General features: G+C 68.6%; 24 protein-coding genes. 10 read left to right on the forward strand and 14 right to left on the reverse strand.

Annotation, left to right across the window (positions count from 1 at the left end; all coding sequences use genetic code 11):
* Nucleotides 1-95 precede the first annotated feature (95 nt).
* From prmB to argA, 6 genes are all read right to left on the reverse strand, one after another.
* Nucleotides 96-992: a 50S ribosomal protein L3 N(5)-glutamine methyltransferase gene (gene prmB / locus K0H49_RS23215; protein WP_219217535.1), complete on the reverse strand. Its 897-nt coding sequence runs from the start codon at nt 990-992 to the stop codon at nt 96-98.
* Nucleotides 989-2167 (reverse strand): succinyl-diaminopimelate desuccinylase, encoded by a 1179-nt coding sequence (gene dapE / locus K0H49_RS23220; protein ID WP_219217538.1) that lies wholly within the window; start codon nt 2165-2167, stop codon nt 989-991. Before dapE ends, prmB begins: the two co-directional genes overlap by 4 nt.
* A 228-nt stretch (nt 2168-2395) precedes the next feature.
* Nucleotides 2396-3547, reverse strand: a complete 1152-nt coding sequence (locus K0H49_RS23225; protein WP_219217540.1) for a PilT/PilU family type 4a pilus ATPase — start codon at nt 3545-3547, stop codon at nt 2396-2398.
* Nucleotides 3548-3613: 66 nt separating this feature from the next.
* Complete coding sequence (dapD, locus tag K0H49_RS23230) at nt 3614-4438, reverse strand: 2,3,4,5-tetrahydropyridine-2,6-dicarboxylate N-succinyltransferase (RefSeq protein WP_219217542.1); 825 nt, start codon at nt 4436-4438, stop codon at nt 3614-3616.
* Nucleotides 4435-5655 carry a succinyldiaminopimelate transaminase gene (gene dapC, locus K0H49_RS23235; RefSeq protein WP_219217543.1) on the reverse strand — a complete coding sequence of 407 codons (1221 nt, stop codon included), beginning with the start codon at nt 5653-5655 and terminating at the stop codon, nt 4435-4437. The genes dapD and dapC overlap by 4 nt, the downstream gene beginning before the upstream one ends.
* Nucleotides 5656-5663: 8 nt before the next feature.
* Nucleotides 5664-7013 carry an amino-acid N-acetyltransferase gene (gene argA / locus K0H49_RS23240; RefSeq protein WP_219217546.1) on the reverse strand — a complete coding sequence of 450 codons (1350 nt, stop codon included), beginning with the start codon at nt 7011-7013 and terminating at the stop codon, nt 5664-5666.
* Nucleotides 7014-7119: 106 nt separating this feature from the next.
* Between argA and hrpA the strand changes: the two genes are divergently transcribed.
* Nucleotides 7120-11118: an ATP-dependent RNA helicase HrpA gene (gene hrpA, locus K0H49_RS23245; RefSeq protein WP_257625088.1), complete on the forward strand. Its 3999-nt coding sequence runs from the start codon at nt 7120-7122 to the stop codon at nt 11116-11118.
* Between the two features lie 53 nt (nt 11119-11171).
* Here the strand turns inward: hrpA and K0H49_RS23250 are convergent, their stop codons facing one another.
* The 6 genes from K0H49_RS23250 to lptF form a co-directional block, all read right to left on the reverse strand.
* The gene (locus K0H49_RS23250; RefSeq protein WP_183026925.1) at nt 11172-11324 is read right to left on the reverse strand and encodes a DUF3309 family protein; all 153 of its coding nucleotides are present in this window, start codon (nt 11322-11324) and stop codon (nt 11172-11174) included.
* Nucleotides 11325-11431: 107 nt separating this feature from the next.
* Nucleotides 11432-12604, reverse strand: coding sequence for a pyridoxal phosphate-dependent aminotransferase (locus tag K0H49_RS23255; RefSeq protein ID WP_219217548.1), 1173 nt, complete (start codon nt 12602-12604; stop codon nt 11432-11434).
* 128 nt (nt 12605-12732) lie between these two features.
* Complete coding sequence (locus K0H49_RS23260) at nt 12733-13674, reverse strand: CysB family HTH-type transcriptional regulator (protein ID WP_219217551.1); 942 nt, start codon at nt 13672-13674, stop codon at nt 12733-12735.
* Nucleotides 13675-13737: 63 nt separating this feature from the next.
* Complete coding sequence (locus tag K0H49_RS23265) at nt 13738-14112, reverse strand: sirohydrochlorin chelatase (RefSeq protein WP_219217553.1); 375 nt, start codon at nt 14110-14112, stop codon at nt 13738-13740.
* Between the two features lies 1 nt (nt 14113).
* Nucleotides 14114-15223, reverse strand: coding sequence for an LPS export ABC transporter permease LptG (gene lptG / locus K0H49_RS23270; protein ID WP_219217555.1), 1110 nt, complete (start codon nt 15221-15223; stop codon nt 14114-14116).
* Nucleotides 15220-16326: an LPS export ABC transporter permease LptF gene (gene lptF / locus K0H49_RS23275; protein ID WP_219217557.1), complete on the reverse strand. Its 1107-nt coding sequence runs from the start codon at nt 16324-16326 to the stop codon at nt 15220-15222. The genes lptG and lptF overlap by 4 nt, the downstream gene beginning before the upstream one ends.
* A gap of 22 nt (nt 16327-16348) precedes the next feature.
* On the opposite strand from lptF, the gene K0H49_RS23280 reads away from it, so the two are divergent.
* From K0H49_RS23280 to K0H49_RS23300, 5 genes are all read left to right on the forward strand, one after another.
* Nucleotides 16349-17872 carry a leucyl aminopeptidase gene (locus K0H49_RS23280; RefSeq protein WP_219217559.1) on the forward strand — a complete coding sequence of 508 codons (1524 nt, stop codon included), beginning with the start codon at nt 16349-16351 and terminating at the stop codon, nt 17870-17872.
* Nucleotides 17869-18309, forward strand: coding sequence for a DNA polymerase III subunit chi (locus K0H49_RS23285; protein WP_219217562.1), 441 nt, complete (start codon nt 17869-17871; stop codon nt 18307-18309). The genes K0H49_RS23280 and K0H49_RS23285 overlap by 4 nt, the downstream gene beginning before the upstream one ends.
* Complete coding sequence (locus K0H49_RS23290) at nt 18306-18719, forward strand: hypothetical protein (protein WP_219217564.1); 414 nt, start codon at nt 18306-18308, stop codon at nt 18717-18719. The genes K0H49_RS23285 and K0H49_RS23290 overlap by 4 nt, the downstream gene beginning before the upstream one ends.
* A gap of 124 nt (nt 18720-18843) precedes the next feature.
* Nucleotides 18844-20049 carry a branched-chain amino acid ABC transporter substrate-binding protein gene (locus tag K0H49_RS23295; protein WP_219217566.1) on the forward strand — a complete coding sequence of 402 codons (1206 nt, stop codon included), beginning with the start codon at nt 18844-18846 and terminating at the stop codon, nt 20047-20049.
* A gap of 184 nt (nt 20050-20233) precedes the next feature.
* A complete protein-coding gene (locus tag K0H49_RS23300; protein WP_219217568.1) occupies nt 20234-21364 on the forward strand; it encodes an HPP family protein in 1131 nt (376 codons plus the stop codon).
* Nucleotides 21365-21408: 44 nt separating this feature from the next.
* On the opposite strand, the gene K0H49_RS23305 is transcribed toward K0H49_RS23300, so the two are convergent.
* Complete coding sequence (locus K0H49_RS23305) at nt 21409-22479, reverse strand: DUF72 domain-containing protein (RefSeq protein WP_219217570.1); 1071 nt, start codon at nt 22477-22479, stop codon at nt 21409-21411.
* Between the two features lie 90 nt (nt 22480-22569).
* On the opposite strand from K0H49_RS23305, the gene K0H49_RS23310 reads away from it, so the two are divergent.
* The 4 genes from K0H49_RS23310 to K0H49_RS23325 are packed head-to-tail and all read left to right on the forward strand — an operon-like array spanning nt 22570 to nt 25461.
* Nucleotides 22570-23205: an FMN-binding negative transcriptional regulator gene (locus K0H49_RS23310; protein WP_219217573.1), complete on the forward strand. Its 636-nt coding sequence runs from the start codon at nt 22570-22572 to the stop codon at nt 23203-23205.
* 1 nt (nt 23206) lies between these two features.
* Nucleotides 23207-23443: a hypothetical protein gene (locus tag K0H49_RS23315; protein ID WP_219217582.1), complete on the forward strand. Its 237-nt coding sequence runs from the start codon at nt 23207-23209 to the stop codon at nt 23441-23443.
* A gap of 6 nt (nt 23444-23449) precedes the next feature.
* Nucleotides 23450-24529 carry a tRNA adenosine(34) deaminase TadA gene (gene tadA, locus K0H49_RS23320; protein WP_219217584.1) on the forward strand — a complete coding sequence of 360 codons (1080 nt, stop codon included), beginning with the start codon at nt 23450-23452 and terminating at the stop codon, nt 24527-24529.
* Nucleotides 24526-25461 carry an LD-carboxypeptidase gene (locus K0H49_RS23325; protein WP_219217586.1) on the forward strand — a complete coding sequence of 312 codons (936 nt, stop codon included), beginning with the start codon at nt 24526-24528 and terminating at the stop codon, nt 25459-25461. The genes tadA and K0H49_RS23325 overlap by 4 nt, the downstream gene beginning before the upstream one ends.
* A gap of 30 nt (nt 25462-25491) precedes the next feature.
* On the opposite strand, the gene K0H49_RS23330 is transcribed toward K0H49_RS23325, so the two are convergent.
* Nucleotides 25492-25728 (reverse strand): hypothetical protein, encoded by a 237-nt coding sequence (locus K0H49_RS23330; protein ID WP_257625089.1) that lies wholly within the window; start codon nt 25726-25728, stop codon nt 25492-25494.
* Nucleotides 25729-25780: the final 52 nt, after the last annotated feature.

Raw genomic sequence — 25780 nt, forward strand, 5'->3', positions numbered from 1 at the left:
AGCAGCACCTGGTCTTCACCGGCCGAGGTGTCGAGCCCACGCCTCCAGCATGCGCGACACCCGGACGTCGAGCAGAACGTCCATGGCCGCGGCGCCTAGCGCAGGCCGCGCACGATGGCGTCGCGCGTGAGCAGCAGCACCTGGTCTTCACCGGCCGAGGTGTCGAGCCAGATCGCCTCCAGCCGCGGGAAGGCGGCCTCGAAGTAGGCGCGCTCGTTGCCGATCTCGAGCACCAGCGCCGCCTGTGCGCTCATGCGCGAAGGCGCGTCGGCCAGCAGGCCGCGGATGAAGTCCATGCCGTCGGTGCCGCCGGCCGCATTGCCCGACAGGGCCAGCGCGGGCTCGGCCTGGTATTCGGGCGGCAGCGCGGCCATGCTCTGCGCGTTGACGTAGGGCGGGTTGCACAGGATCAGGTCCCAGGGGCCGGGCAGGGCCGCCAAGCCGTCCGAGGCGACCAGCGTGATCCGGCTGTCGAGTGCGTGCCGCGTGATGTTGATCGCGGCCACTTCGAGCGCCGGCGCGGAGATGTCCGAGGCGGTCACCGTCACGTCCGGGTAGGTCATGGCGGCCAGCACCGCCAGGCTGCCGTTGCCGGTGCACAGGTCGAGCACCTGCTGCGTGTGCGGGCCCAGCCAGTAGTCGATGCCGCCGTCGATCAGCAGCTCGGCGATGAAGCTGCGCGGCACGATGGCACGTTCGTCGACGTAGAAGGGCACGCCCTGCAGCCAGGCCTCCTTGGTCAGGTAGGCGGCGGGCTGGCGCGTGCGGATGCGGGTGTCGACCAGCGCCTCGACCTGGGCCTGCTCGGCCGGCGACACCGGCCGGTCGGCCACGGCGTCGAGGTCGTCGATGGGCTGCCGCAGCTGCCACAGCACCAGCCAGGCGGCTTCGTCGAAGGCGTTGGCGGTGCCATGGCCGAAGGCCACGCCGGCCGCATCGAGGCGCTCGGCGGCGGCTTCGATCAGCGCGATCACGGTGACCGGGGTGCTCATGCCGCGCTCCCGGCTTCGATCTGCTCCAGCCGCTCGATGGTGCGGCGGTAGACGTTCTTCATGGTCTCGATGGCATCGACCGCCACATGCTCGTCGATCTTGTGGATGCTGGCGTTGACCGGGCCGAACTCGATCACCTGCCTGCAGATGCGCGCGATGAAGCGCGCGTCGCTGGTGCCGCCGCTGGTCGAGAGCTCGGTCACGATGCCGGTCTCGTCGTGGATCGCCTGCTGCACCGCCTCGACCAACTCGGCCGGCGGTGTGAGGAAGGGCAGGCCGCCCACGGTCCAGGCCAGCGTGCAGTCGACGACGTGCGAGTCGAGCACCGCCTGCACGCGCTGCTGCAGCGATTCGGGCGTGGACTCGGTCGAGAAGCGGAAGTTGAAGTCGATCACCACCGCGCCCGGGATCACGTTGTTGGCGCCGGTGCCCGCATGGATGTTGCTGATCTGCCAGCTGGTGGGCTGGAAGAAGGCATTGCCCGCGTCCCAGCCGCCGGCCTCGTTGATCGCCACCAATTGGGCCAGCGCCGGCGCGAAGGCATGCACCGGGTTGCGCGCCAGGTGCGGGTAGGCGATGTGGCCCTGAATGCCGTTCACCGTCAGCCGCCCGCTCATCGAGCCACGGCGGCCGTTCTTGATCATGTCGCCGCAACGCTCGACCGAGGTCGGCTCGCCGACGATGCAGTAGTCGATCGTCTCGCCGCGCGCGGCCAGCGTGTGGCAGACCACCACGGTGCCGTCGACCGACGGACCTTCCTCGTCGCTGGTGAGCAGCAGCGCGAGCGTGAGCTGCGGGTCGGGCTGCGCGACGAGGAACTCCTCGATGGCCACCACGAAGGCCGCCAGCGAGCTCTTCATGTCGCAGGCGCCACGGCCGTAAAGCTGGCCGCCGCGGTGGGTCGGCGTGAAGGGCGGGCTGGTCCATTGCTCGAGCGGGCCGGTCGGCACCACGTCGGTGTGGCCGGCGAAGACCAGCGTCCTGCCGCCTTCGGCACCGGCGCGCACCGCCCACAGGTTGGTGACACGGAAGTCGGCCGGGCCGCTCTCGATGGTCTCGAGGCGGAAGCCCAGGCGCGCGAGGCGCTCGCCCAGGATCTGCTGGCAGCCCGCGTCGTCGGGCGTCAGCGAGGGCCGGGAAATGAGTTGTTCGGCGAGTTGCAGGGTACGGGACATGGTCAGGTCAGTTCTTCTTCAAGCGGCTGCATGAGCGTAGCTCGGCAGCCCGGTCGGGGAATACCGCGGAACCGGCTTTGCCGGGCCGCCGGTATTGCCCCCTTGAGGGGGAGGCGCCAAAGGCGCCTCGGGGGTGGGCCAATGACACCGTGGAACCGGCTTTGCCGGGCCGCCGGTATCGCCCCCTTGAGGGGGAGGCGCCGCAGGCGCTTCGGGGGTGGTGCAAGTTCAGTGGCGCACGTCGAGAGTGATGTCCGTGAAGCTCGGCGCCTCGGATTGCTCCATCAGCGCCTTCTCTTCCTCGCGCTTGCTCGCGGGCACCTGGCGGTTCTGCAGGCGCCACATGAGGTTGGTGGGGGAGTCGGCCTGGGCCAGGCCTTCCTCGCGCGTGACCCGGCCTTCGCCGATCAGCCGCGCAATGTCTTCCTCGAAGGTCTGCGAGCCCTCGGCCATTGACTGGACCATGGCCTCCTTGACGGCGGAGAAGTCGCCTTTCTCGATCATCTCGGCGATCAGCGCCGTGTTGAGCATGACCTCGATCGTCGGCCAGCGTTCGCCCTTGGGCGTGCGCAGCAGCCGCTGCGCCACGATCGCGCGCAGCGCGCCCGACAGGTCGCCCAGCAGCGTGGGACGCACCTCGACAGGGTAGAAGCTCAGGATCCGGTTGAGCGCGCGGTAGCTGTTGTTGGCATGCAGCGTGGCCACGCACAGGTGGCCCGACTGGGCGTAGGCGATGGCGGCCGTCATGGTTTCGCGGTCGCGGATCTCGCCGATCTGGATCACGTCGGGCGCCTGGCGCAGCGCGTTCTTCAAGGCCACCTGCAGCGACTGCGTGTCGCTGCCGACGTCGCGCTGGTTCACCATCGACTTCTTGTTGGTGAAGGTGAACTCGATCGGCTCCTCGACCGTGAGGATGTGGCCCGAAGCGTTCTCGTTGCGGTAGTCCAGCATCGAGGCCAGCGTGGTCGACTTCCCCACGCCGGTCGCGCCGACCATCAGGATCAGGCCGCGGCGCTCCATTACCAGCGTCTTGAGCACGTCGGGCAGGTGCAGGTCGTCGAAGGACGGGATGGTGAGCGCGATATGCCGCACCACCACCGCATAGCTGCCGCGCTGGCGCATGCCGCTGATGCGGAAGTTGCCCGCGCCCTCGAGCTGGATCGCCATGTTGAGCTCGCCTGTGCGCTCGAGCTCGGCGATCCGGCTCTGGTGCACCACCTCGGACAGCAGGTTCAGCGGCGCTTCGGGCGGCAGCACCTGGCTGTTGATCGGCAGGCAGTTGCCGTTGATCCGGATCAGCGCCGGCGAGTTCGCCGAGAGATAGATGTCGGAGGCCTTGCGTTCCGCCATCAGGCGAAGGATGCGTTCCATCGTATTCATCGGTCTCTCGCTCCTCGGGGCGTTCTCAGGGAGAAAAAAGACCGCCTTGCGGCGGCCGGGGCGGGATCAGTCGCGCAGCAGGTCGTTCAGGCTGGTGGTCGAACGCGTCTTGGCGTCGACCTTCTTCATGATGATCGCGGCGTAGGTGCTGTACTTGCCACCGGGCTTGGGCAGGTTGCCGGCCACCACCACCGAGCCGGCCGGCACGCGGCCGTAGCTCACGGTGTCGGTCGCGCGGTCGTAGATCGGGGTGCTCTGGCCGATGAACACGCCCATCGACAGCACCGAGTTCTCTTCGACGATCACGCCTTCGACGACTTCGGAGCGCGCGCCGATGAAGCAGTTGTCTTCGATGATGGTCGGGCCGGCCTGCAGCGGCTCGAGCACGCCGCCGATGCCGACGCCGCCCGACAGGTGCACGTTGGCGCCGATCTGCGCGCACGAACCCACGGTGGCCCAGGTGTCGACCATGGTGCCTTCACCGACGTAGGCGCCGATGTTGACGTACGAAGGCATCAGGATCGCGCCCTTGGCGATGAAGCTGCCGCGGCGTGCCACGGCCGGCGGGACGATGCGCACGCCGGCTTCCTTGAGTTCGCTGGCCGACAGGTGCGAGAACTTGGTCGGCACCTTGTCGTAGAAGCCCAGCGAGCCGGCCTGCACCTGTTCGTTGTCCTTGAGGCGGAAGGACAGCAGCACCGCCTTCTTGATCCACTGGTGCACGGTCCACTGGCCGACGGCCTCGCGGGTCGCGACGCGCAGCGTGCCGTTGTTGAGTTCGGAGATCACATGGTCGACGGCGTCGCGCACTTCGGCCGAAGCCTGCGAAGGCGAGAGGTTGGCGCGGTCTTCCCACGCGGCGTCGATGGTCTGCTGGAGTTGTTGGGTCATGAAGGAGCTCGGTTCTGGATGAAATCAACGATGCGGCGGGCGGCCTCGGTGCACTCGTCGGTGCCGGCCACCAGGGCCATGCGGACACGGCCCCGGCCCGGGTTCACGGGGTGGGCGTCGCCGACGTCGCGTGCGAGGAAGCTGCCCGGCAGCACCGTCACATTGTATTGAGCGTAGAGCGCGCGGGCGAAGGCCTGGTCGTCGCCGTTCCAGGCCGCGGGCACGCCGGCCCAGAGGTAGAAGCCGGCATCGGGCAGGCGCACGTCCATCACCGCTTCCAGCAGCGGCGTGACGGCCGCGAACTTGGCGCGATAGAGCGCGCGGTTTTCCACCACATGCGTCTCGTCGCCCCAGGCCGCGATGCTGGCCGCGGCCACCGCGCCGCCCATGGCGCTGCCGTGGTAGGTGCGGTAGAGCAGGAAGGACTTGATCAGCGCCGCGTCGCCGGCCACGAAGCCGCTGCGCAGGCCGGGCACGTTGCTGCGCTTGGACAGCGAGGTCAGCATGACCAGGTTCTTGAAGTCGGTGCGGCCCAGGCGCGTGGCGGCCTCGAGCCCGCCCAGCGGCGCTTCCTCGCGGAAGTAGATCTCGCTGTAGCACTCGTCCGAGGCGATCACGAAGCCGTGGCGGTCGGACAGCGCGAACAGCTTGCGCCATTCGTCCAGCGGCATCACCGCGCCCGTGGGGTTGCCCGGCGAGCAGACGAACACCAGTTGGGTGCGGGCCCAGACGGCCTCGGGCACGCCGTCCCAGTCGACCGCGAAGTTGCGCTCGGCGATGCTGGGCACGTAGTGCGTATCGGCGCCTGACAGCAGGGCCGCGCCCTCGTAGATTTGATAGAAGGGGTTGGGCGACATCACGATGGGCGCGGCCGGCCCCGACGGATCGACCACGGTCTGCGCCAGCGCGAACAATGCCTCGCGCGAGCCGTTGACCGGCAGCACCTGCGTCGCGGGATCGACCGCCACGTCGTAGCGGCGCTGCAGCCAGCCGGTGAAGGCGGCGCGCAGCTTGGCGTCGCCCGCGGTCGCCGGGTAGGCCGCGAGCCCGTCGAGGCCCTCGCTCAATGCGGTGCGGATGAAGCCCGGTGTCCGGTGCTTGGGTTCGCCGATGCCCAGGCTGATGGGCGCGAAATCGGCATTCGGCACCACGCCGGCGAAGAGTTGGCGCAGCCGCTCGAAGGGGTAGGGCTGCAGCTTGGCGAGCAGGGGATTCATGGCGTCGTCTACTTGAGTTTCTTGACCAGGACCTGGCTCTTGCGGTCCCAGTTGTATTTGCGTTTGCGCGCCTCGGGCAGCCAGTCGGGGTCGACCGCCACGAAGCCGCGCTTGATGAACCAGTGCATGGTGCGGGTGGTCAGCACGAAGATGCTGTCCAGGCCCAGCGCCTTGGCGCGCTGCTCGACGCGCTTGAGAATGCGTTCGCCGTCGCCCTGCGACTGCGAGTGCGGCGACACCGTGAGCGCCGCCATCTCGGCGGTGCGCGATTCGGGGTACGGGTAGAGCGCCGCGCAGCCGAAAATGACGCCGTCGTGCTCGATCACCGAGTACTGGCTGATGTCGCGCTCGATCTCGGTGCGGCTGCGCTTGACCAGCGTGCCGTCGCGCTCGAAGGGCTCGATCAGCTGCAGGATGCCGCCGATGTCGTCGGCCGTGGCCTCGCGCAGCGACTCCAGCTTCTCGTCGACCACCATGGTCCCGATGCCGTCGTGCACATAGACCTCGAGCAGCAGCGAGCCGTCGACCGAGAAGGGAAGGATGTGGCTGCGCTCGACGCCCGCTTCGCAGGCCTTCACGCAGTGCTGCAGGTAGAAGGCGGTGTCGGTGGGGCGCTGCGCGGGCGGCAGCGTGGTCAGCAGCTTGCGCGCGGCGTCCAGCGGCAGCTCGGTGTCGATCGGGTTGTCCTCGCTCTCGGGCAGCTCACTGTCGACGCGGATGCCCGGCACCTCGGTCAGGAAGATCAGCTTGTCGGCCTGGATCGAGATCGCCACGCTGGTCGCGACTTCCTCCATCGTGAGGTTGAAGGCTTCACCGGTCGGCGAGAAGCCGAAGGGCGACATCAGCACCATGGCGCCGAAGTCCAGCGTGCGCAGGATGCCCGCGCTGTCGACCTTGCGCACCAGGCCCGAATGCTTGAAGTCCACGCCGTCGATCACGCCCACCGGCCGCGCCGTGATGAAGTTGCCCGAGATCATGCGCACCGTCGAGCCCGCCATCGGCGTGTTGGGCAGGCCCTGGCTGAAGGCGGCTTCGATCTCGTAGCGCAGCTGGCCCGCGGCCTCCTGGGCCGAGTCGAGCGCCACCTCGTCGGTGATGCGCAGGCCGTGCGAGTAACGGGCCTCCTGGCCCTTGGCGCGCAGCTGCTCGTTGACCTGGGGCCGGAAGCCGTGCACCAGCACCACCTTGACGCCCATCGACTGGATCAGCGCCAGGTCCTGGGCGATGTTCTGCAGCTTCCCCGCGGCGATCGCCTCGCCCGTGAGCCCCACCACGAAGGTCTTGCCTCGGTGCATGTGGATGTACGGGGCGACGGAACGGAACCAGGGAACGAAGGTGAAGTTGAAGACGGTGGACATTCGGCGGTGGCTGGCAGGGTGGCGAAGGAGGGTGAACGGCGCGAACCGGAGCGGGCTGGGATAATTGTCAATTCTCTCCGATGTGCCTCGTGCCCGACTGACTGTCTTGTCTACCGATTCCCTGTCCGCCCCGCCCGCGCCCCTTCCGCCGAAGAGCACGCTGAAAATCGAATTCCCGGAGTCGCTGCCCGTCTCGGCCCGGCGCGTGGAAATCGCCGAGGCCATCGCCGCCCACCAGGTGGTGATCGTCTGCGGCGAAACCGGCTCGGGCAAGACCACGCAGCTGCCCAAGATCGCGCTGCTGCTGGGCCGCGGCAAGCTCAACAAGCCGCCGGGCCAAGGCAGGCTGATCGGCCACACCCAGCCGCGGCGCATCGCCGCCAGCTCGGTGGCCAAGCGCATCGCCGAGGAACTCAAGACGCCGCTGGGCGACGTGGTGGGTTTCAAGGTGCGCTTCCAGGACCGGCTGAGCCGCGACGCCTCGGTCAAGCTCATGACCGACGGCATCCTGCTGGCCGAGACGCAGACCGACCCGCTGCTCAAGGCCTACGACACCATCATCATCGACGAGGCGCACGAACGCAGCCTCAACATCGACTTCCTGCTGGGCTACCTGCGCGAGATCCTGCCGCGTAGGCCCGACCTCAAGGTGATCGTGACCTCGGCCACCATCGATGCCGACCGCTTCGCCACGCATTTCGCGTCCAGGAACGGACCCGCACCGATCATCTATGTGTCCGGGCGGACCTTCCCGGTCGAGCAGCGCTACCGTCCCTTCGAGGAATCGCGCGAGTACGACCTCAACAGCGCGATCGCCGACGGCGTCGACGAGCTCTGGCGCGACCCGCACAACGGCGGCGACATCCTGGTCTTCCTGCCGGGCGAGCGCGAGATCCGCGAGGCGGCCGACCACCTGCGCCGCCACCTGGCCAACCAGCCGGTGATGCGCAATGCCGAGGTGCTGCCGCTGTTCGCGCGGCTCTCGCCGGCCGAGCAGGACCGCATCTTCGAGGGCCACACCGGCCGCCGCGTGGTGCTGGCCACCAACGTGGCCGAGACCTCGCTCACGGTGCCGGGCACGCGCTACGTGATCGACACCGGCACCGCGCGCGTCAAGCGCTATTCCTTCCGCAGCAAGGTCGAGCAGCTGCTGGTCGAGCCGATCAGCCAGGCCGCGGCCAACCAGCGCGCCGGCCGTTGCGGCCGGGTGGCCAACGGCATCTGCATCCGGCTCTACGACGAAAAGGACTTCCTGGGTCGGCCCCGCTTCACCGACCCGGAAATCCTGCGCTCCTCGCTGGCCGGCGTGATCCTGCGCATGAAGTCGCTGCACCTGGGCGACGTGGCGCGCTTCCCCTTCCTCGAGGCGCCCGCGCCGCGCGCCATCGCCGACGGCTACCAGCTGCTCAACGAGCTGGGCGCGGTCGACGACGCCAACGAGCTCACCGCCATCGGCCAGGAACTGGCCCGGCTGCCGCTGGACCCGCGCGTGGGCCGGATGATCCTGGAGGCACGCTCGCGCGGCGCGCTGGAAGAGGTGCTGGTGATCGCCTCGGCGCTGTCGGTGCAGGACGTGCGCGACCGCCCGATGGAGGCGCAGCAGCAGGCCGACCAGGCGCACGCCAAGTTCGACGACGACCGCAGCGAATTCAGCGGCTATCTCACGCTCTGGAAATGGATCGCAGACGCCCGCGGCGGCAACGCACCGCAGACCCGGCGCGAGCTGCACGGCGACCCGGGCAAGCGCGCGAGCGCCGCCGTGCTGCCGATCGCGCAGCGCATGGCCGCGGCGGCGCCCGCACCGGTGGCCGAGGCGCTGCCCACGCACAAGATCAGCAACCGCCAGTACGAGCAGCTGCTGCGGCAGAACTTCGTCAACATCCGCCGGCTGCGCGAGTGGCGCGACATCCATTCGCAGCTGCTCACGGTGGTCAGCGAGCACAAGTGGCAGCTCAATCGCCAGCCCGCGAGCTACGAGGCGCTGCACCTGTCGATGCTGGCCGGCCTGCTGGGCAACGTCGGCTGGAAGATGGAGGACGACGAGGCCTACCTGGGCGCGCGCGGCATCAAGTTCTACCGGCACCCGGGCGCGCACCTGCGCAAGAAGCCGGGCCGCTGGATCGTGGCCGCCGAGCTGGTCGAGACCACGCGCCTGTTCGGCCGCGGCATCGCCAACATCGAGCCGCAGTGGCTGGAAGAGGTCGCGGGCCACCTGCTCAAGAAGCAGCTGCTCGACCCGCACTGGGAAAAGAAGGGCGCGCAGGTCACGGCGCTGGAACGCGCCACGCTTTACGGGCTGGTGGTGTACAGCGGCCGGCGCGTCGACTTCACCAAGGTCGACCCGGTGGCCGCGCGCGAGATCTTCATCCGAGAGGCGCTGGTCGGCGGGCAGTGGGAGACCAAGTACCCCTTCCTGGCGGCCAACCGCAAGCTGGTCAAGGAGGTCGAAGGTCTCGAGCACAAGGCGCGCCGGCAGGACGTGCTGGTCGACGACGAACTGATCTACGCCTTCTACGACGCGCAGCTGCCACCCGATGTGGCGAGCGGCACGTCCTTCGAGCACTGGTACAAGGAATTGTCGCGCGCCCAGCCGCGCCTGCTGTTCCTCACGCGCGACGAGCTGATGCGCCACCAGGCGGCCGGCATCACCACCCAGTCCTTCCCGCCGACGGTGCGGCTGGGCGGCGTGGACTGCGCCGCGACCTACCTGCATGCGCCCGGCGACGCCAAGGACGGCCTGACCGTGAGCGTGCCGCTGTTCGTGCTCAACCAGGTCAGCGAGGAGCGCTGCGAGTGGCTGGTGACCGGCATGCTCAAGGACAAGATCCAGGCGCTGCTCAAGAGCCTGCCGCAGCGCCCGCGCTCGCGGCTGGTGCCGCTGCCCGAGTCGGCGAGCAAGCTGGCCGAGGCGCTGTCGGCGCCCGAGCTGTTCGGCGCGGGCTCGTTGACCGACGTGCTGCTCAGGCGCGTGCGCGAGCTGACCAGCATCGACGTGCTGCGCGCCGACTTCAAGCTCGACATGCTGCCGCCGCACCTGTTCATGAACCTGCGCATCGTCGACGAGCACGGCCGCCAGCTGGGCATGGGCCGCAACCTGGGCGCGCTCAAGGGCGAACTCGGCGCGCAGGCGCGCGGTGCCTTCCAGGCGCTGGCCGGGCTGAACGTGCGAGCCGCGCCCGCGGCACCGGCTGAAAAGAACACACCGGCGACGGCACCGCGTGCCGCGGCACCGGCCGCCGCCCCAGCGCTGCCCGCGGGCGCGCGCTACACCGCCTGGACCTTCGGCGAGCTGCCCGAGCTGATGGAGGTGCGCCGTGGAGCGCAATCGCTGATCGGCTTCCCGGCGCTGCTCGACGGCGGCGACGGCGTCACGATCGAGGTCTTCGACGAACCAGCCGTGGCCGCCGCAAAGCACCGCGCAGGCCTGCGCCGCCTGTTCGCGTTGCAGCTCAAGGACGCGCTCAAGTACCTCGAGAAGAACATCCCGGACCTGCAGAAGATGGCCGTGGCCTACATGCCGCTGGGCACCTCCGACGAACTGCGCGCACAGCTCATCGACGTGGCGCTGGACCGCGCCTTCCTGCAGGAGCCGCTGCCGACCGACGAGTTCGCCTTCAAGCGGCGCATCGAGGAAGGCCGCGGCCGGCTCACCTTGATCGCCAACGAGGTGGCCCGGCTGGCCGGCGTGATCCTGGTCGACTACGCGACGGCGGTGCGCAAGATCAAGGACACCAAGATCCAGCCTGAAGCCACGGCCGATGCGGCGCAACAGTTGCAGAAGTTGATGGGCAAGCGTTTCATCATCGACACGCCCTGGCCGCAGCTGCAGCATTTCTCGCGCTACCTCAAGGCGATCACCGCGCGGCTCGACAAACTGCGCGCCGACCCCGCACGCGACGCCGCCAAGCTGGCCGAACTGCGGCCGCAGGAGCAGCGCTACTGGCGGCTGGTGGCGGAACGCAAGGGCGCGGTCGACGATCGCATGCTGGAGTTCCGCTGGCTGCTCGAAGAGTTGCGCGTGAGCTTCTTCGCGCAGGAGCTGCGCACGCCGCAGCCGGTGAGCGTCAAGCGGCTGGACAAGGCCTGGGCCCAGCTGCAGGCATGAAAAAGCCCGCGCGAGCGGGCTTTTTCATGGCGCGGGTGAGGCGGCTCATGGCGTCATATGCGGCCCATGACCAGCAGCACGATCACGACGATCAGCACCAGGCCCAGGCCGCCGCTCGGTCCGTAGCCCCAGTTGCGGCTGTGACCCCAGGTCGGCAGCACCCCGATGAGCAACAGAATCAGGATGACCAGCAGTATTGTCGACATGAACTTCTCCTAAGGGCTTCGTATGGAAGCCCCATGGTCGCCCCGATCGGGGCGGCGGCAAAGGGAAAGCAGCCCCTGTGCCGGTCAGGCCAAACCGACGCGCCGTGTCAGAGCTTCGCCAGTCGCTCCAGCGCGTGCACCAGGGTTTCGTCCTTCTTGGCGAAGCAGAAGCGCACCACGCGCTGGTCGAAGCCGCCACCGTAGAAGGCCGACAGCGGAATGGCAGCCACGCCGATCTCGCGCGTGAGCCACTGGCAGAAGTCGGCTTCGCCCAGGTCGCTCACGGCCGTGATGTCCACGCACTGGAAGTAGGTGCCGGCGCTGGGCAGCAGCTTGAAGCGGGTCTTGGCCAGCCCGGCGGCGAACAGGTCGCGCTTGCGCTGGTAGAAGGCCGGCAGTTCCAGGTAGGGCGTGGGGTCGGCCATGTAGCTGGCCAGCGCGTGCTGCATCGGCGTGTTGACGGTGAACACGTTGAACTGGTGCACCTTGCGGAACTCCGCCGTCAACGAGGCAGGCGCGGCCACGGTGCCGACCTTCCAGCCGGTCACGTGATAGGTCTTGCCGAAGCTGCCCACGATGAAGCTGCGGGCCGCCAGGCCCGGGTAGCGGGCCACGCTCTCGTGCGGCACGCCGTCGAACACCATGTGCTCGTAGACCTCGTCGCTGATCACCAGCACGTCGGTCGGTGCCAGCAACTCCTCAAGCGCGCGCATCTCTGCGGCGGTCCAGACCGTGGCGCTGGGGTTGTGCGGCGTGTTGATGACGATCGCGCGCGTCTTCGACGTGAGCGCGGCGCCGATCCGGGCGAAGTCGGGCCTGAAGGTGCCCGGCGTGAGCGGCACCCGCACGACGACGCCGCCGGCCAGTTCGATGTTGGGCACGTAGCTGTCGTAGCAGGGCTCGAGCACGATCACCTCGTCGCCCGGGTGCACCACGGCCAGGATCGCGGTGATGATGGCCTGCGTCGCGCCGGCCGTGACGGTGATCTCGCTCGCGGCGTCGTAGCGGCGGCCGTAGAGTGCCTCGATCTTGGCGGCCATCGCCTCGCGCAACGCTGGTATGCCCGGCATCGGCGGGTACTGGTTGTGGCCCGCGGCCATCGCGCGGTTCACCGCATCGAGCAGCTTGGGATCGCAATGGAAATCGGGGAAGCCCTGGCCCAGGTTGACCGCGTTCTTCTCTGCGGCCAGCGCCGACATCACGGTGAAGATGGTGGTGCCGACGGCGGGCAGCTTGCTGGCGATCGCGGGCGTGCGGGCGGAGGAGAAATCGATGCTCATGATGCTCGTGGGTTCGATGATGCGATGGTCGTGGGACAGCGCGGCACCGGCTTCGCCGGGCCGCCGGTGTCGCCCCCGGAAAGGGGGAAGGCGCGCGCCGCACGAAGTGCGCGAAGCCCTCGGGGAGCTTAAAGCTCGTAGTCCTGCTGCTGGCCGCTCAGCGCCTTGGCGATCAGGTTGCGGTCGAGCCGGTCGCTCAGCAACTCGGCGAACTTGAAGACGAAGTTGCGCAGGTAGGCGCTGCGCTTGAACGCAATGCGCGCGACGTTCTGGCCGAAGATATGGCCCATGGGCTTGACCACCAGGTCGGCATTGGTGTCGTCGCGCACCGCCATCTCGGCCACGATGCCCACGCCCAGCCCCAGGCGGACATAGGTCTTGATCACGTCGGAATCGATGGCTTCGAGTGCGATGCGCGGCGTGAGCTTCTTCTGCGCGAAAGCGTGGTCGATGCGGGTGCGGCCGGTGAACGACGGGTGGTAGGTGATGATCGGCTCGCTCGCCAGGTCTTCGAGCGACACGCGCTCCTTGTCGGCCAGCGGATGGTCCTTGGGCAGCACCAGCACGTGCTGCCATTCGTAGCAGGGCAGGGTGACCAGTTCGGCGTAATCGGCCAGCGATTCGGTGGCGATGCCGATCTCGGCGATCTCGTCGATCACCATGCGCGCCACCTGGTCGGGCGAGCCCTGGTGCAGGCTCACGTTGACCTTCGGATAGGCCTCGCGCAACCTGGCCACCGGCACCGGCAGCACGTAGCGCGCCTGCGTGTGCGTGGTGGCGATCGACAGCGTGCCGCTGTCCTGCGCGCTGAACTGCTCGCCGATGCGCTTGAGGTTGCCGACCTCGCGCATGATGAGTTCGATGCTCGCGATCACGTGCTGGCCCGGCTCGGTCACGCGCTTGAGGCGTTTGCCGTGGCGCGCGAAGATTTCCACACCCAGCTCTTCCTCGAGCTCGATGATGGCCTTCGAGACACCGGGCTGCGAGGTGTGCAGGGCCTTGGCGGCCTCGGTCAGGTTCAGGTTGCGGCGCACGGCCTCCTGCACGAACTTGAATTGGTGGAGATTCATAACAAATTCCGTCTTATTGTTCTATTCATTATGCCGTATCGGTCTATCGATTTGCGCAAAAAATCAGTTGCGCAAGGCCACCCGTGCCAGCAGATCGATCACCTCGGCCGTCTCCCCCACGGCCGGCACCAAGGAAAAAGCCACCTCCGGATGCGCGGACCGCAGCGCGTCGAGCAGCTGCGGAAGGTCTTCGCGCACATGCTTGCCCATGCCCAGGAACAGCGGCACCACGCGCAAGCTGCGCGCGCCGTCCGCGATCAGCCGCGCGGCGGCCGTGGGCAGGTCGGGTTCGACCAGTTCGAGGTAGGCGCAGGCGACGGCCACCCCAGGCTGCAGTTCGCCCATGCGGCGCGCCACGGCCTCGACCGGTTCGCGCCAGCGCGCATCGCGCGAGCCGTGCGCGAACAGCACCACGGCGGATGTCTCCCGGTCTGCCACGCTAGCGCCTGAGCACCAGCCACCCGAAGGCGGCCAGCGACAGCAAGGTGTAGATCAGCCCCGGTGCGGCCGCCGTGAGCCAGGGCATCCAGTTGCTCAGGTTGCCGATGTAGCCGAAGACGTTGTTGAGCAGGAAGAAGCTGATGCCGATCAGCACGCCGCCGAAGACATAGCTGGTGATGCCGCTCTGGCGGAAATGCAGGTAGGCGAAGGGCAGGGCCAGCACCACCATCACCAGGCAGGACAGCGGGTAGAACACCTTGCGCCAGAACTGGATCTCGTAGCGCTGGGCGGTCTGGCCGTTGGCCTCGAGGTGGTTGATGTACTCGAACAGGTCGAGCGTGCGCATGCGCTCCGGCTTGAGCAGGGCCACCGACACCATTTCGCTGGTCAGCGAGGTCGGCCAGCGGTATTCGGGCACCTGGTCGGTCACCACGCGGGCCGTGTTGCCCGAGCGCGTGTCGTACTGCTGGTGCTCGGCATTGGCCAGGATCCAGGCGCCGTCGACGATGCGGGCGCTCGGCGCCAGCGTCTGCGTCGTCACGAAGCCCTTGTCGTCGAACTCGAAGATGCGCGGCGACGTCAGCGAGCCGTCGCGGTTCATGGCCGACACGTTGACCGCATAGGACATGGCGCCCTGCCGCTCCTTGAGCCAAGCCCCCGTGGCCCCGCCGGCCGCCAGGATGTCGCCCCTGAAGCTGGCCTTGAGGGTCTGGGCGGTCCGGTCCGCCAGTGGCGCCATGTAGTCGCCGACCGCGAAGGTGAGCGCCACGAAGCCGGCGCCGAGCGCGAGCAGCGAGCGCAGCGCGCGCCAGGGCCCCAGGCCGCTGGTGCGCAGGATGGTGTACTCGGAGCTCTGGGCCAGCCGCGACATCACGAAGATGGTGCCGATCAGCACCGTGATCGGCAGCAGTTCGTAGAGGTGGCTGGGGATCAGCAGCGTCACGTAGGCCAGCGCCTGCGGCGTGCCGTAGCCCAGGCTGTCGGGCCGCCCGATGTCGCCGAGTTCGTCGACGAAGTCGAAGAAGAAGAAGAGGGCGAGGAAGCCGAGGGTCACGAAGCCCACGGACTTCAGCACCTCGCTGTAGATCAGTCGACGGATGGTCTTCACGCGCGCGGTACCGAAGGTGAGGCCGCGGCGGTACGGCGCCGCAGTCCCCAGTTGTTGTTGCGTTTGGCGAGCCAGAGGCAGGTCCCCGCCAGGATGCCGCCATGGACCAGCAGCATGAAGGTGCCGATGCCGATGCGGCCGGAACCGATCCAGCTCTGCCCGAGGTTCAGCAGGTTGAAATAGACCACGAAGGCGAACAGCGCGAGCAGCAGGTTGCCGCTGCGTCCGGCCCGTGGATTCACGTTCGACAGCGTGAGCGCCAGCAGCACGAAATTGAAGCCGGCGAACAGCAGGCCGATACGCCACGCGAGTTCGCCCAGGGCGACCGGCGTGCGCTCCATCAACAGGGTCCGGGTGCTGCGCGCGCGCACCGGCGCCGCGTCGGCCGACGAGGACACGTTGTCCCCGACCTTCGCACCGTAGGTCTCGAATTCGCTGATCTTCAGGCGCTTCTCGTCGAGCGAACGCTCCAGGCGCTGGCCGTTGGACAGCAGCAGGTAGCGCGCGTCACCCACGTCGTCGATGCGGCCGCTGCGCGCCGAGGTGATGATCTGCAGGTTGCGTTCGATCGAGGAGATGAACACGTTGTTGGCGGTGGTGCCGTCGGGCGTGTCCTTGTCGATGAAGAACACGCGGTTGCGGCCGGCTGACTCGCGGAATTCGCCGGGCGCGATGCGCTCCAGGTCGCCGCGGCGCTCGTACTGGGCGCGCATGCCCTGGGTCTGCGAATTGGCCCAGGGCCACCCCACCAGCGCCAGCACCGCGATCAGCAGCAGTACCGGCCAGGAAAAGCGGAACAGCGGGCTGACGAAATCGAACAGTCCGCGCCCGCTGGAAAACCAGATCACCATCTCGCTGTCGCGGTACATGCGCGACAGCGTGCCCACGATGGAGACGAACAGGCTCAGGCTCAGGATGGTCGGCATGTAGCCGAGCACCGTGTAGGCCATCACGAGCAGCACGTCGGACGGGTTCACGCTGCCCTTGGAGGCCAGGCCGAGCGTGCGGATCAGCATCATGGTCATCACGATGGTGACCAGGACGACAAGCGTGGCGCCGAAGCTGCGAGACAGCTCTTTGCGCAGTGAGGAATGGAATAACATCGTCAAGGGAAAGAAAAGGATTATGGACTTTCAACTCAAGACCCTCAGCACCGCCCAGGCGGCCAACGAAAAGACCGATGCCCTGGTCGTGCTTTTCGCCGAGTCAGAGCCCTCCGGGGCGCTGTCGAAATCCAGTCGGTCCGATGCGCTGACCGCCCTCATGGAGGACGCGCGCAAGGCCGGTGATCTTCCGTCCAAGGCCGGCAAGCTGCTTGCACTGTATCGGCCGGCGGGCATCGCCGCTCCCCGTGTGCTGCTGGCATCCATCGGCGATGGCTCGGCCGCTGCCGTGCGCACCGCGGTGAATGCGGCCGTGCAGGCCACCAAGGCCCATGCGCCCAAGCGACTGACCATCGTCTTCGCACAGGATGCCGCGGCGCCCGCGGTGCGCGCCGCCGTGCTCGCGACGGCCGAGGCCAGCTACGTCTACACCACCACCAAGCCCAAGGCCGACGCGCGCAGCATCCGGCAACTGGTGCTGGGCGTGGCCGATTCGAAGGCCCTGGCCTCGGCATTCGACGAGGCCAGCGCCACCGTGGCGGGCATCGAGTTGGCCAAGGAATGGGGCAACCGCCCCGCCAACCACAGCACGCCGACCTTGCTGGCGGGCGCCGCCCAGGAATTGGGCCGGCTGCCGCGCCTGCAATGCGAGGTGCTCGGCCCCAAGGAAGTGGCCAAGCTGGGCATGGGCTCCTTCGCGGCCGTGGCACAGGGCTCGTCCGAGCCGCTGCGCTTCATCGTGCTGCGCTACCAGGGCGCAGCCAAGAGCGCGGCGCCGGTGGTGCTGGTGGGCAAGGGCATCACCTTCGACACCGGCGGCGTGTCGCTCAAGCCGGCCGCCGAGATGGACGAGATGAAGTTCGACATGTGCGGCGCGGCCAGCGTGCTGGGCGTGTTCCGCGCGCTCGCCGAGATCAAGCCCGCGATCAACGTGGTCGGCCTGATCCCGAGCTGCGAGAACATGAACGACGGCAAGGCGCTCAAGCCCGGCGACGTCGTGACCAGCATGAGCGGCCAGACCATCGAGGTGCTCAACACCGATGCCGAAGGCCGGCTGATCCTGTGCGATGCCTTGACCTATGCCAAGCGCTTCTCGCCCGCGGCCGTGATCGACATCGCCACGCTGACCGGCGCCTGCGTGGTCGCACTGGGCGGCGTGCGCAGCGGCCTGTTCTCCTCCGACGACACGCTGGCCACGGCGCTGTCCGCGGCGGGCGAGCAATCACAGGACCTCTGCTGGCGCCTGCCGCTGGACGACGAATACGGCGAGGGCCTGAAGAGCAACTTCGCCGACATGGCCAACATCGCCGGTCGCGCGGGCGGCGCCATCACGGCAGCCAAGTTCCTGCAGCGTTTCACGAGCGAATTCCCCTGGGCCCACCTCGACATCGCCGGCACGGCATGGAAGAGCGGCGCTGCCAAGGGCTCGACCGGCCGCCCGGTCGGCCTGCTGGTGAACTATCTGCTCGCGCGCGCGGCCGAAGCCGGTGCGACCGCCGAGGCCGCACCGCGCAAGACCGCCCGCAAGGCTCGCGCCGCGACGTGACCGAGATCGACTTCCACTTCAACACGCCCGACAAGGTCCACTACGCCTGTCGCTTGCTGCGCAAGGCCGTCGGGGCCCGCGGCGCGCGTGTGGTGGTGGTGGCGCCGGCGCCTGTGATCGACGCGATCGATCTGGCCTTGTGGCAGCTCTCGGCGGTGGACTTCGTGGCCCATTGCCGCGCCAGCGCCGAGCCGGCCGTGCTGTCGCGCTCCCCGGTGGTGCTCATGGACGGCGATGCTGGTGCATTGCCGCACCAGCAGGTGCTGTTGAACCTGGCCTCGGAGATCCCGGCGGGCTTCGAGCGCTTCGAGCGGCTGATCGACATCGTGACCGACGACGAGGACGATCGGCTCTCCGCGCGCCTGCGCTGGCGCCACTATGCGGACCGCGGCTATGCGATCACCCGCCATCAATTCCAGGGGAGCGCCGCGCGATGAATGCGCCGCGCATTCCGCCGCGTTTCGTGCCCACGCTCACCACGGTGCTCGACGTGCCGGCACCGCCGGTGCCCCCGCCGCAGGCCGTCGTCGACGCGGCGCCGGCGCACGCGATCGACCCGCGCGAAGCGGTCGCGCTCGACCCGGTCGCGCGCCTTTCCGAGCTCGAGAGCTTCGCGCTGGAAGAGCAGTTGATGCACCGCGTGCTGCAGCGCATCGACGGGGCGCTCGAGGAACGGCTCAGCGACGTGGTGTCGGCTGCCGTGCAGGCGCAGCTCGACGCCATGGTGCCTCGGTTGCGCAGCGAAATCGAAGCCGTTCTGCGCACGCTGGTGGTCGAATCGCTGGCGCAGGAACTGGGTGAAACACCCGGGTCGAACCCACCCAAAGACGCGTCATCCTTGGGCTAAACTCCGCCCGGTTCGACGGCGCGAGGGCGCTGGAGACAAGGCCCGGCGCGGAATTTGCTCAGCAGGGAGGAATCCGGTCACGAGGCCGTTTTTTACTTCTATTCATCCTGTTCTGGAGGTTCCCATGCAATTGAAATGGACTGCGGTCGCACTGGCTGCTCTCACGTTGGTGGCTTGCGGTAAGAAGGAGGAGGCTGCGGCACCCGCTGCAGCGCCCGCACCAACGGCCGCCGCGCCCGCAGCAGCACCTCCCGCCGCCACGCTGGTCGTGAAGATCGGCCATGTGGCCCCGACCAGTGGCGCCATCGCCCACCTCGGCAAGGACAATGAACTGGGTGCCAAGATGGCCATCGAGGATCTGAACGCCCAGGGCGTGAAGATCGGCGACAAGGTCGCCAAGTTCGAGCTGCTGGCCGAAGACGATGCGGCCGATCCCAAGCAGGGCACCGCGGTCGCCCAGAAGCTGGTCGACAGCAAGGTCAACGGCGTGGTCGGTCACCTGAACTCGGGCACCACGATCCCGGCTTCCAAGCTGTACAGCGATGCCGGCATTCCGCAGATCTCGCCGTCCTCGACCAATCCCAAGTACACGCGCCAGGGCTTCAAGACCACCTTCCGTGTGGTGGCCGACGACACGCAGCTGGGCGGCACGCTCGGCAGGTACGCGGTCGACACCCTCAAGCTCAAGAACGTCGCCGTGATCGACGACCGCACGGCCTACGGCCAGGGCGTCGCGGAAGAGTTCGAGAAGGCTGCCAAGGCGGCGGGCGCGACCATCGTCGGCCATGAGTTCACCACCGACAAGTCGACCGACTTCAACGCCATCCTGACCAAGCTCAAGGGTGCCAAGCCCGACGTGCTGTTCTTCGGCGGCATGGACGCCGTCGGCGGCCCGATGCTCAAGCAGATCAAGCAGCTCGGCATGAACGTCAAGGTCATGGGCGGCGACGGCATGTGCACGGCCGAGCTGGCCAAGCTGGCCGGTGACGCGATCGGCGAAGACGTGGTGGTGTGCGCCGAAGCCGGCGGCGTCGATGGCGACCTGAAGGCGCCGCTCGATGCATGGAAGGCCAAGTTCAAGGAAAAGAACGGCGTCGAAGTCCAGATATACGCGCCGTACGTCTATGACGCCGTGCAGGTGCTGGCCGCTGCGATGGTGAAGGCCGGTTCGGCCGATCCGGAGAAGTACCTGCCTGAAGTCGGCAAGGTGGAATACAAGGGCCTGACCGGTCCGATCGCCTTCGACGAAAAGGGCGACATCAAGAACGGCGCCCTGACGCTCTTCACCTACAAGGGTGGCGTGCGCACGCAGATCGCCGTGGTCCGCTGAGCGGTTCGCCGAAAATAGAAAAGGGCCTTCGGGCCCTTTTTTCATGGGTGCGCGCACGCGCCTGTGTGCCTGCATTGCCGACGGCGCGGGCGATGACCGGGATATGCGGGCCACGCACCTTGCGTTCTGACATCATCGCCGTCACTGCCCCGTGTCAACGATGAACTCCTCAGCCTCCCAACGCATGCAAAGACTGCGCGATTTCCTTCTCGGCTTCTGGCCCGCCCCCGCGCAGGTCTCGGCACCCGAACGCTGGCGTGCGCTCGCCGGGGCCGGTGTCGGCATCCTGTTCACGGCGCTGCTCAGCCGATGGTGGAACGGCGCCGGCACGGCGGTGCCCTGGCTGGCGGCACCGCTCGGCGCCAGCGCGGTGCTGGTGTTCGCCTTGCCCGCCAGCCCGCTGGCCCAGCCTTGGGCCGTGGTCGGCGGCAACACGCTCTCGGCCCTGGTGGGCGCGGCCTGCGCCATGCTGATCCCCGACCCGGCCTGGGCCGGCGCGATGGCGGTCGCGCTGGCCATCGGGCTCATGTTCCTGCTGCGCTGCCTGCATCCGCCGGGCGGCGCGACCGCGCTGCTCACCGCGATGGCGGCCAGCAGCTTTCATTTCGCCGTCTTTCCGATGCTGGTCGATTCGCTGTTGCTGGCCTTCGCCGGCGTGCTCTACAACAGCCTGACCGGCAAGCGCTACCCGCATGCGCAGCGCCAGGCGGCAGCATCGTCGACGTCCTCGGCGTCGCGCTTCACCACCGCCGACCTCGACGCCGCGCTCGCCCACTACAACCAGGTGCTCGACGTCAGCCGCGACGACCTCGAGGCCTTGCTGCAGCACGCCGAAGCTGCGGCCTACCAGCGCAACTTCGGCCAGCTCCAGTGCCGCGACATCATGTCGCGCGCGCCCTGGACCGTGCAGTTCGGCACGCCGCTCGGCGAGGCCTGGGCCTTGATGCGCGAGCGACGCGTCAAGGCGCTGCCCGTGATCGACCGGGCGCAGCGCATCGTGGGCATCGTGACCGTGGCCGACTTCATGCGCCATGCCGACTTCGATCGGCACGACGGCATCGCCGATCGCCTGCGTGCGCTGATCCGGCCCAGCACGCGCACGCACGGCGACAAGCCGGAGGCCGTGGGGCAGATCATGACGCGCGAGGTGCGGGTCGCCAGCGAGCACCGGCAGGTGGCCGAATTGGTGCCACTGTTCTCGGACGCCGGACACCATCACATTCCGATCATCGATGCCGACCAGCGCCTGGTCGGCGTGATCACGCAGTCGGACCTGGTGCGGGCACTGTATCGGGCGGCGCAACCGGGCGAGTAGGCCTCCAACGAAGACGCGCATGCGTCCGCACACGGCGCCTTGCGTCACGCCGCCGGCTGGAGCGCTTCCGCCAGGGCTCGCACGCTGAGCGGCGCCGAACCCTCGGCCTTGTTGCTGATCGTGACGTAGACCTTCTGCCCCGCGCGCGCCGTGCCGGTGATGACCCGGGCCAGCGCGGTGCGCGTCTCGATGTCGGGGTCGACCATGCGATCGAAGGGCTGGTAGAGCTTTTCGGCCTCTTCGTAGCCATAGGCGCCATGCAGCGGGTTGACGTTCCAGCGGCACACCAGCGGGCCCGGCCACAGCGCGCGCAGCAAGGGCAGCTGCTCCTCGATGGGCGGCAGCTTGGGATGCAGCCCGAGGCAGTAGGTGGCACCGGCGCCGCGCAGCACGTCGACCAGCGCCGGGGTCAGCAGTTCGGGGTTGCGCACCTCGACGGCGATCACGCCATCGGGCGCGGTGGGCTGCAGCGGGGGCAGGGCGTGCAGCATCGCGGCGAGACGCTCCAGCACGCGCGGCCATTGCGCCAGCAGCGAGACGGGCAGGGGGCTCAGCTGGAACACCAGCGCGCCGACGCGGTCGCCCAACCCTTCGAGCGCGGGCAGCACGAACTCCTGCAACGCAAGCTCCGGGCTCAGGAACGCCGGATTGGGTTGCCGGCCACGGCCTTCCTCGCCGCGCACCAGCGCATCGGTCACGAGGGCCGGCGCCTTCACCACGAAGCGGAAGTCCGGCGGCACCATGGCGGCGAGTTGCGCGTACTGGCTGGCACTCAAGGGGCGGTAGAAGGCGCGGTCCACGCATACGCTGCGCAGCAGCGGATGCTGGGCATAGGCCGTGAGTCCGCGCTTGGCCAGCAGGGCCTCGGAATAGTCGCGGTCCCAGACCATGCCGGCCCAGCCGGGGTAGGACCAGGTCGAGGTGCCCAGCCGCACCTGCGGCGGCAGGCCGGCGGCCAGCGCCAGCAAGGCCGGATCGGGGGGCGCGGCCTCGATGGTCGTGGAGCGGGAGGTCCGGCGCACCGGCGCCACGTCCGTGACCGCATCGGGGCGTGCGGCCGGTGCCGCGGGGGCGGCCGGCGGCGTGTCGGCGTCGGGAAAGAGCGAGTCCTGCATGATCGAAAAGATGCGGCATTCTCGCCGGACCGCGTCCCTGCCATCGGCGACTCGGGGACAATCGTCGCTCATCCCACGAGCTCCCACGCCATGTACCTGCCTCCGTTCTTCAACGCCAAGGACCGCGCCAGCGCATTGACGCTGATGCGAGAGCACCCCTTTGCCAGCCTGGTCTCCAACGACGACACCGGCTTGCCCTTCATCACGCACCTGCCGCTGGTGGTCGACGAACGCGCCGAGGGCGAACTGGTGCTGCTGGGCCATTGCGCCAAGCCGAACCCGCATTGGCGCTACCTGCAGGCACGGCCGCAAGCGGTGGTGTGCTTCCAGGGGCCGCATGCCTATCTGTCGCCCACGGTCTACCCGGACCTCACGCGCGTGCCGACATGGAACTACCTGGTGGTGCATTGCACGGTGGAAGCGACCCTGATCGAAACGCCCGACGCCAAGGATGCCTTGCTCAAGCGACTGATCGGTGACCACGAGCCGGCCTATGCCCAGCAATGGCGCGATCTGGGTCAAGAGTTCCAACACAAGATGCTGGCCGGCATCGTCGGCTTCGAGCTGCGCGTGAGCGCGCTGCAATGCAAGCTCAAGCTCAACCAGCACCGGCCCGAATCGCATGCCGCCATGCACGCGCAGTACAGCGCGGGCTCGCCGGACGAACAGGCGCTGGCCGTCTGGATGCAGCGCCTGGGCATCGTGGCTGGCGCGGAGGCGGGCTGAGATGCGGGTCTTCGGCCTGATCGGCCTGGTGCTCGCGCTGCTGATCGTGGGCGTGCTGGTCAAGAAACAGATGGCCACGCCGCTGGCCGTGGTGCCGGGCCTGCCTGCGCCAGCCTCTGGCGAAGGCGCCGATCGCACGGCGCGCGGGCAGACCCGGCAGTTGCAGCAGGACATCCAGAAGTCGCTGGACGCCGCGGCCCAGCAGCAACGCCGTGCCATGCCCGAGGAAGCGAACTGAGCGCCCATGACCAGCGACCTTGAATGGATGCAGTTGGCGCTGGCCGAGGCACGCCTGGCCGGCGCCGCGGGCGAGGTGCCGGTGGGGGCGGTGCTGGTCAAGGACGGCGTGCGCATCGCGACGGGCCGCAACGCCCCCGTGGCCACGCACGACCCCAGTGCCCATGCGGAAATCGCGGCCTTGCGCGCAGGCGCCGAAGCGCTCTCCAACTACCGGCTCGACGGCTGCGAACTCTTCGTGACGCTCGAGCCCTGCGCGATGTGCGCCGGCGCCATGCTCCATGCGCGGCTCGCGCGCGTGGTCTACGGCGCGACCGACCCCAAGACCGGTGCCGCGGGCTCGGTGCTCGACCTGTTCGCGCAGCCCCAGCTCAACCACCGCACGCAGGTCGAAGGCGGCGTGCTGGCCGCCGATTGCGCGGCCGTGCTGCAGGATTTCTTCCTGCAGCGGCGTGAACGGGCCCGGGCCACGGCGCAGCCGCTGCGCGACGACGCACTGCGCACGCCCGAGGACCGCTTCGCCGGCCTCGACGCCGACCGCTTTGCGCCGAACTACATCGCCGATCTGCCGGGTCAGCGCGGCTGGCGCATGCACTACCTCGACCAGGGTCGGCCCGACGCCCCCGCCACCGTGCTGTGCCTGCACGGGCCCGGGCGCTGGAGCCACCAGTTCCGCCATCTGGCCGGCCTTGCCGGCCCGCGCTGGCTGGTGCCCGACCTGATCGGCTTCGGCCGCAGCGACAAGCCAAAACGCGAGACCGCGCATGCGCTGGACTGGCACCGCGACATGCTCCTGGCATGGCTGGAACGGTTGCAGGCCGGCCCGGTGCTGCTGGCACCTGCAGAGGGCGCCGGCGAACTCGCCGCGCTGCTGCGCGCGGCCGCCCCGCAGCGCTTCGTCGGCGTGCTGCCGGTGCCCGAGAGCCCGGATCGCGCGCTGCGTGCCGCCTGGCAGGCGCCGTTTCCCGACCGGGGCTACGAGGCCGCGCTGCGCGCCTGGGGCCGCGGTGCGGGCGATGCATCGGGCCCGTCGCCGGCGCAAGCCACGGTGTGGGTCGCCAACGCAATGGGATACTTCGCGCCGTGAGCAAACATATCTACATCTATTCGCCCTCCAGCGCGGTCCGTGACAAGGCCGCTTTCCGTCGTGGCGTGAAGCGCCTGCAGGCGCTCGGTCACGAGGTCGAGATCGACGAGGCCGCCCTGAGCAGCCACCAGCGTTTCGCCGGCGACGATGCCACGCGGCTCGCCGCGATCACGCGCGCCGCCGCCAGCGGCGCCGATGTGGCATTGATCGCCCGCGGCGGCTATGGCCTCACGCGCATCCTCGATGCCATTCCGTACAAGGCGGTCGCCAAGGCCATCCACCACGGCACCGAGTTCGTCGGCCTCAGCGACTTCACGGCCTTCCAGAGTGCGCTGCTCGCCAAGACCGGCGCGGTGACCTGGGCCGGCCCCGCACTCGGCGAAGACTTCGGCGCCGAGGACGGCCCCGACGACATCATGGAAGCCTGCTTCGACGACCTGGTGTGCGGGCAGGGCGAAGGCACGGGATGGCGCATTCCGGCGCGCGACATCGACGCAAGCACGGCGCTGCGGCCGCTCAAGGACGCCGTGCTCTGGGGCGGCAACCTCTCGGTGCTGGTCAGCCTGCTCGGCACGCCTTACTTCCCGGCCATCGACAAGGGCGTGCTGTTCCTGGAAGACGTGCATGAGCATCCCTACCGGCTCGAGCGCATGCTCGACCAGCTGCGCCATGCCGGCGTGCTGGCGAAGCAGCGCGCCGTGGTGCTGGGCCAGTTCACGTCTTTCAAGAAGGTGCCGCACGACCGCGGCTTCGGGCTCAACACGGTGGTCGATCGGCTGCGCACGCTGCTCAAGGTGCCGGTGCTGACCGGGCTGCCCTTCGGCCATGTGCCGACCAAGGTGCTGCTGCCGGTGGGCGCGAAGATCGAGATGGCGGCCGAAGGTCGCGAGATCTTCATGGTCTGGGGCCATCGGCACACCCATCACCACTGAGGACCGTGCGGGGCCCTTGCCCCGCGTGCCTCAGGCCGTGAAGCGGTGGTGGACCCGCGGCCCCATGGTCTGCGGCAAGCCGCGCCTGAAGAGACGATTGATCTCATGCATGCGCTGGTGCGCCGCCGCTTCCCCGTCGATCGCAGACACGGCCACCAGCAGGTCCTGGCGCAGATACCAGAGCGCCTCCAGGTCGCTCGCAAAGCGCACGCGCTGCGCGATGCGCTGGGCGGCGGGCTCCGCATTGGCGTCCAGCAGGACCAGCATGGCCGCGCGGATCCGCCGCAATTGGCGGTCCGACGATTTGCGGAACGTCCAT

Source organism: Variovorax boronicumulans (genome assembly GCF_019352895.1).
GTDB classification, from domain to species: Bacteria; Pseudomonadota; Gammaproteobacteria; order Burkholderiales; family Burkholderiaceae_C; genus Variovorax; species Variovorax boronicumulans_A.

Bases quoted from the DNA above. Each gene is read 5' to 3' on its own strand.
- argA (WP_219217546.1), bottom strand. From the start codon at position 7,013: ATGTCCACCGTCTTCAACTTCACCTTCGTTCCCTGGTTCCGTTCCGTC.
- K0H49_RS23310 (WP_219217573.1), top strand. From the start codon at position 22,570: ATGTACCTGCCTCCGTTCTTCAACGCCAAGGACCGCGCCAGCGCATTG.
- dapC (WP_219217543.1), bottom strand. From the start codon at position 5,655: ATGAATCCCCTGCTCGCCAAGCTGCAGCCCTACCCCTTCGAGCGGCTG.
- K0H49_RS23315 (WP_219217582.1), top strand. From the start codon at position 23,207: ATGCGGGTCTTCGGCCTGATCGGCCTGGTGCTCGCGCTGCTGATCGTG.
- K0H49_RS23300 (WP_219217568.1), top strand. From the start codon at position 20,234: ATGCAAAGACTGCGCGATTTCCTTCTCGGCTTCTGGCCCGCCCCCGCG.
- tadA (WP_219217584.1), top strand. From the start codon at position 23,450: ATGACCAGCGACCTTGAATGGATGCAGTTGGCGCTGGCCGAGGCACGC.
- dapD (WP_219217542.1), bottom strand. From the start codon at position 4,438: ATGACCCAACAACTCCAGCAGACCATCGACGCCGCGTGGGAAGACCGC.
- K0H49_RS23305 (WP_219217570.1), bottom strand. From the start codon at position 22,479: ATGCAGGACTCGCTCTTTCCCGACGCCGACACGCCGCCGGCCGCCCCC.
- K0H49_RS23250 (WP_183026925.1), bottom strand. From the start codon at position 11,324: ATGTCGACAATACTGCTGGTCATCCTGATTCTGTTGCTCATCGGGGTG.
- K0H49_RS23260 (WP_219217551.1), bottom strand. From the start codon at position 13,674: ATGAATCTCCACCAATTCAAGTTCGTGCAGGAGGCCGTGCGCCGCAAC.
- lptF (WP_219217557.1), bottom strand. From the start codon at position 16,326: ATGTTATTCCATTCCTCACTGCGCAAAGAGCTGTCTCGCAGCTTCGGC.
- K0H49_RS23330 (WP_257625089.1), bottom strand. From the start codon at position 25,728: ATGCTGGTCCTGCTGGACGCCAATGCGGAGCCCGCCGCCCAGCGCATC.
- K0H49_RS23295 (WP_219217566.1), top strand. From the start codon at position 18,844: ATGCAATTGAAATGGACTGCGGTCGCACTGGCTGCTCTCACGTTGGTG.
- K0H49_RS23280 (WP_219217559.1), top strand. From the start codon at position 16,349: ATGGACTTTCAACTCAAGACCCTCAGCACCGCCCAGGCGGCCAACGAA.
- K0H49_RS23290 (WP_219217564.1), top strand. From the start codon at position 18,306: ATGAATGCGCCGCGCATTCCGCCGCGTTTCGTGCCCACGCTCACCACG.
- K0H49_RS23225 (WP_219217540.1), bottom strand. From the start codon at position 3,547: ATGAATACGATGGAACGCATCCTTCGCCTGATGGCGGAACGCAAGGCC.
- prmB (WP_219217535.1), bottom strand. From the start codon at position 992: ATGAGCACCCCGGTCACCGTGATCGCGCTGATCGAAGCCGCCGCCGAG.
- dapE (WP_219217538.1), bottom strand. From the start codon at position 2,167: ATGTCCCGTACCCTGCAACTCGCCGAACAACTCATTTCCCGGCCCTCG.
- K0H49_RS23255 (WP_219217548.1), bottom strand. From the start codon at position 12,604: ATGAGCATCGATTTCTCCTCCGCCCGCACGCCCGCGATCGCCAGCAAG.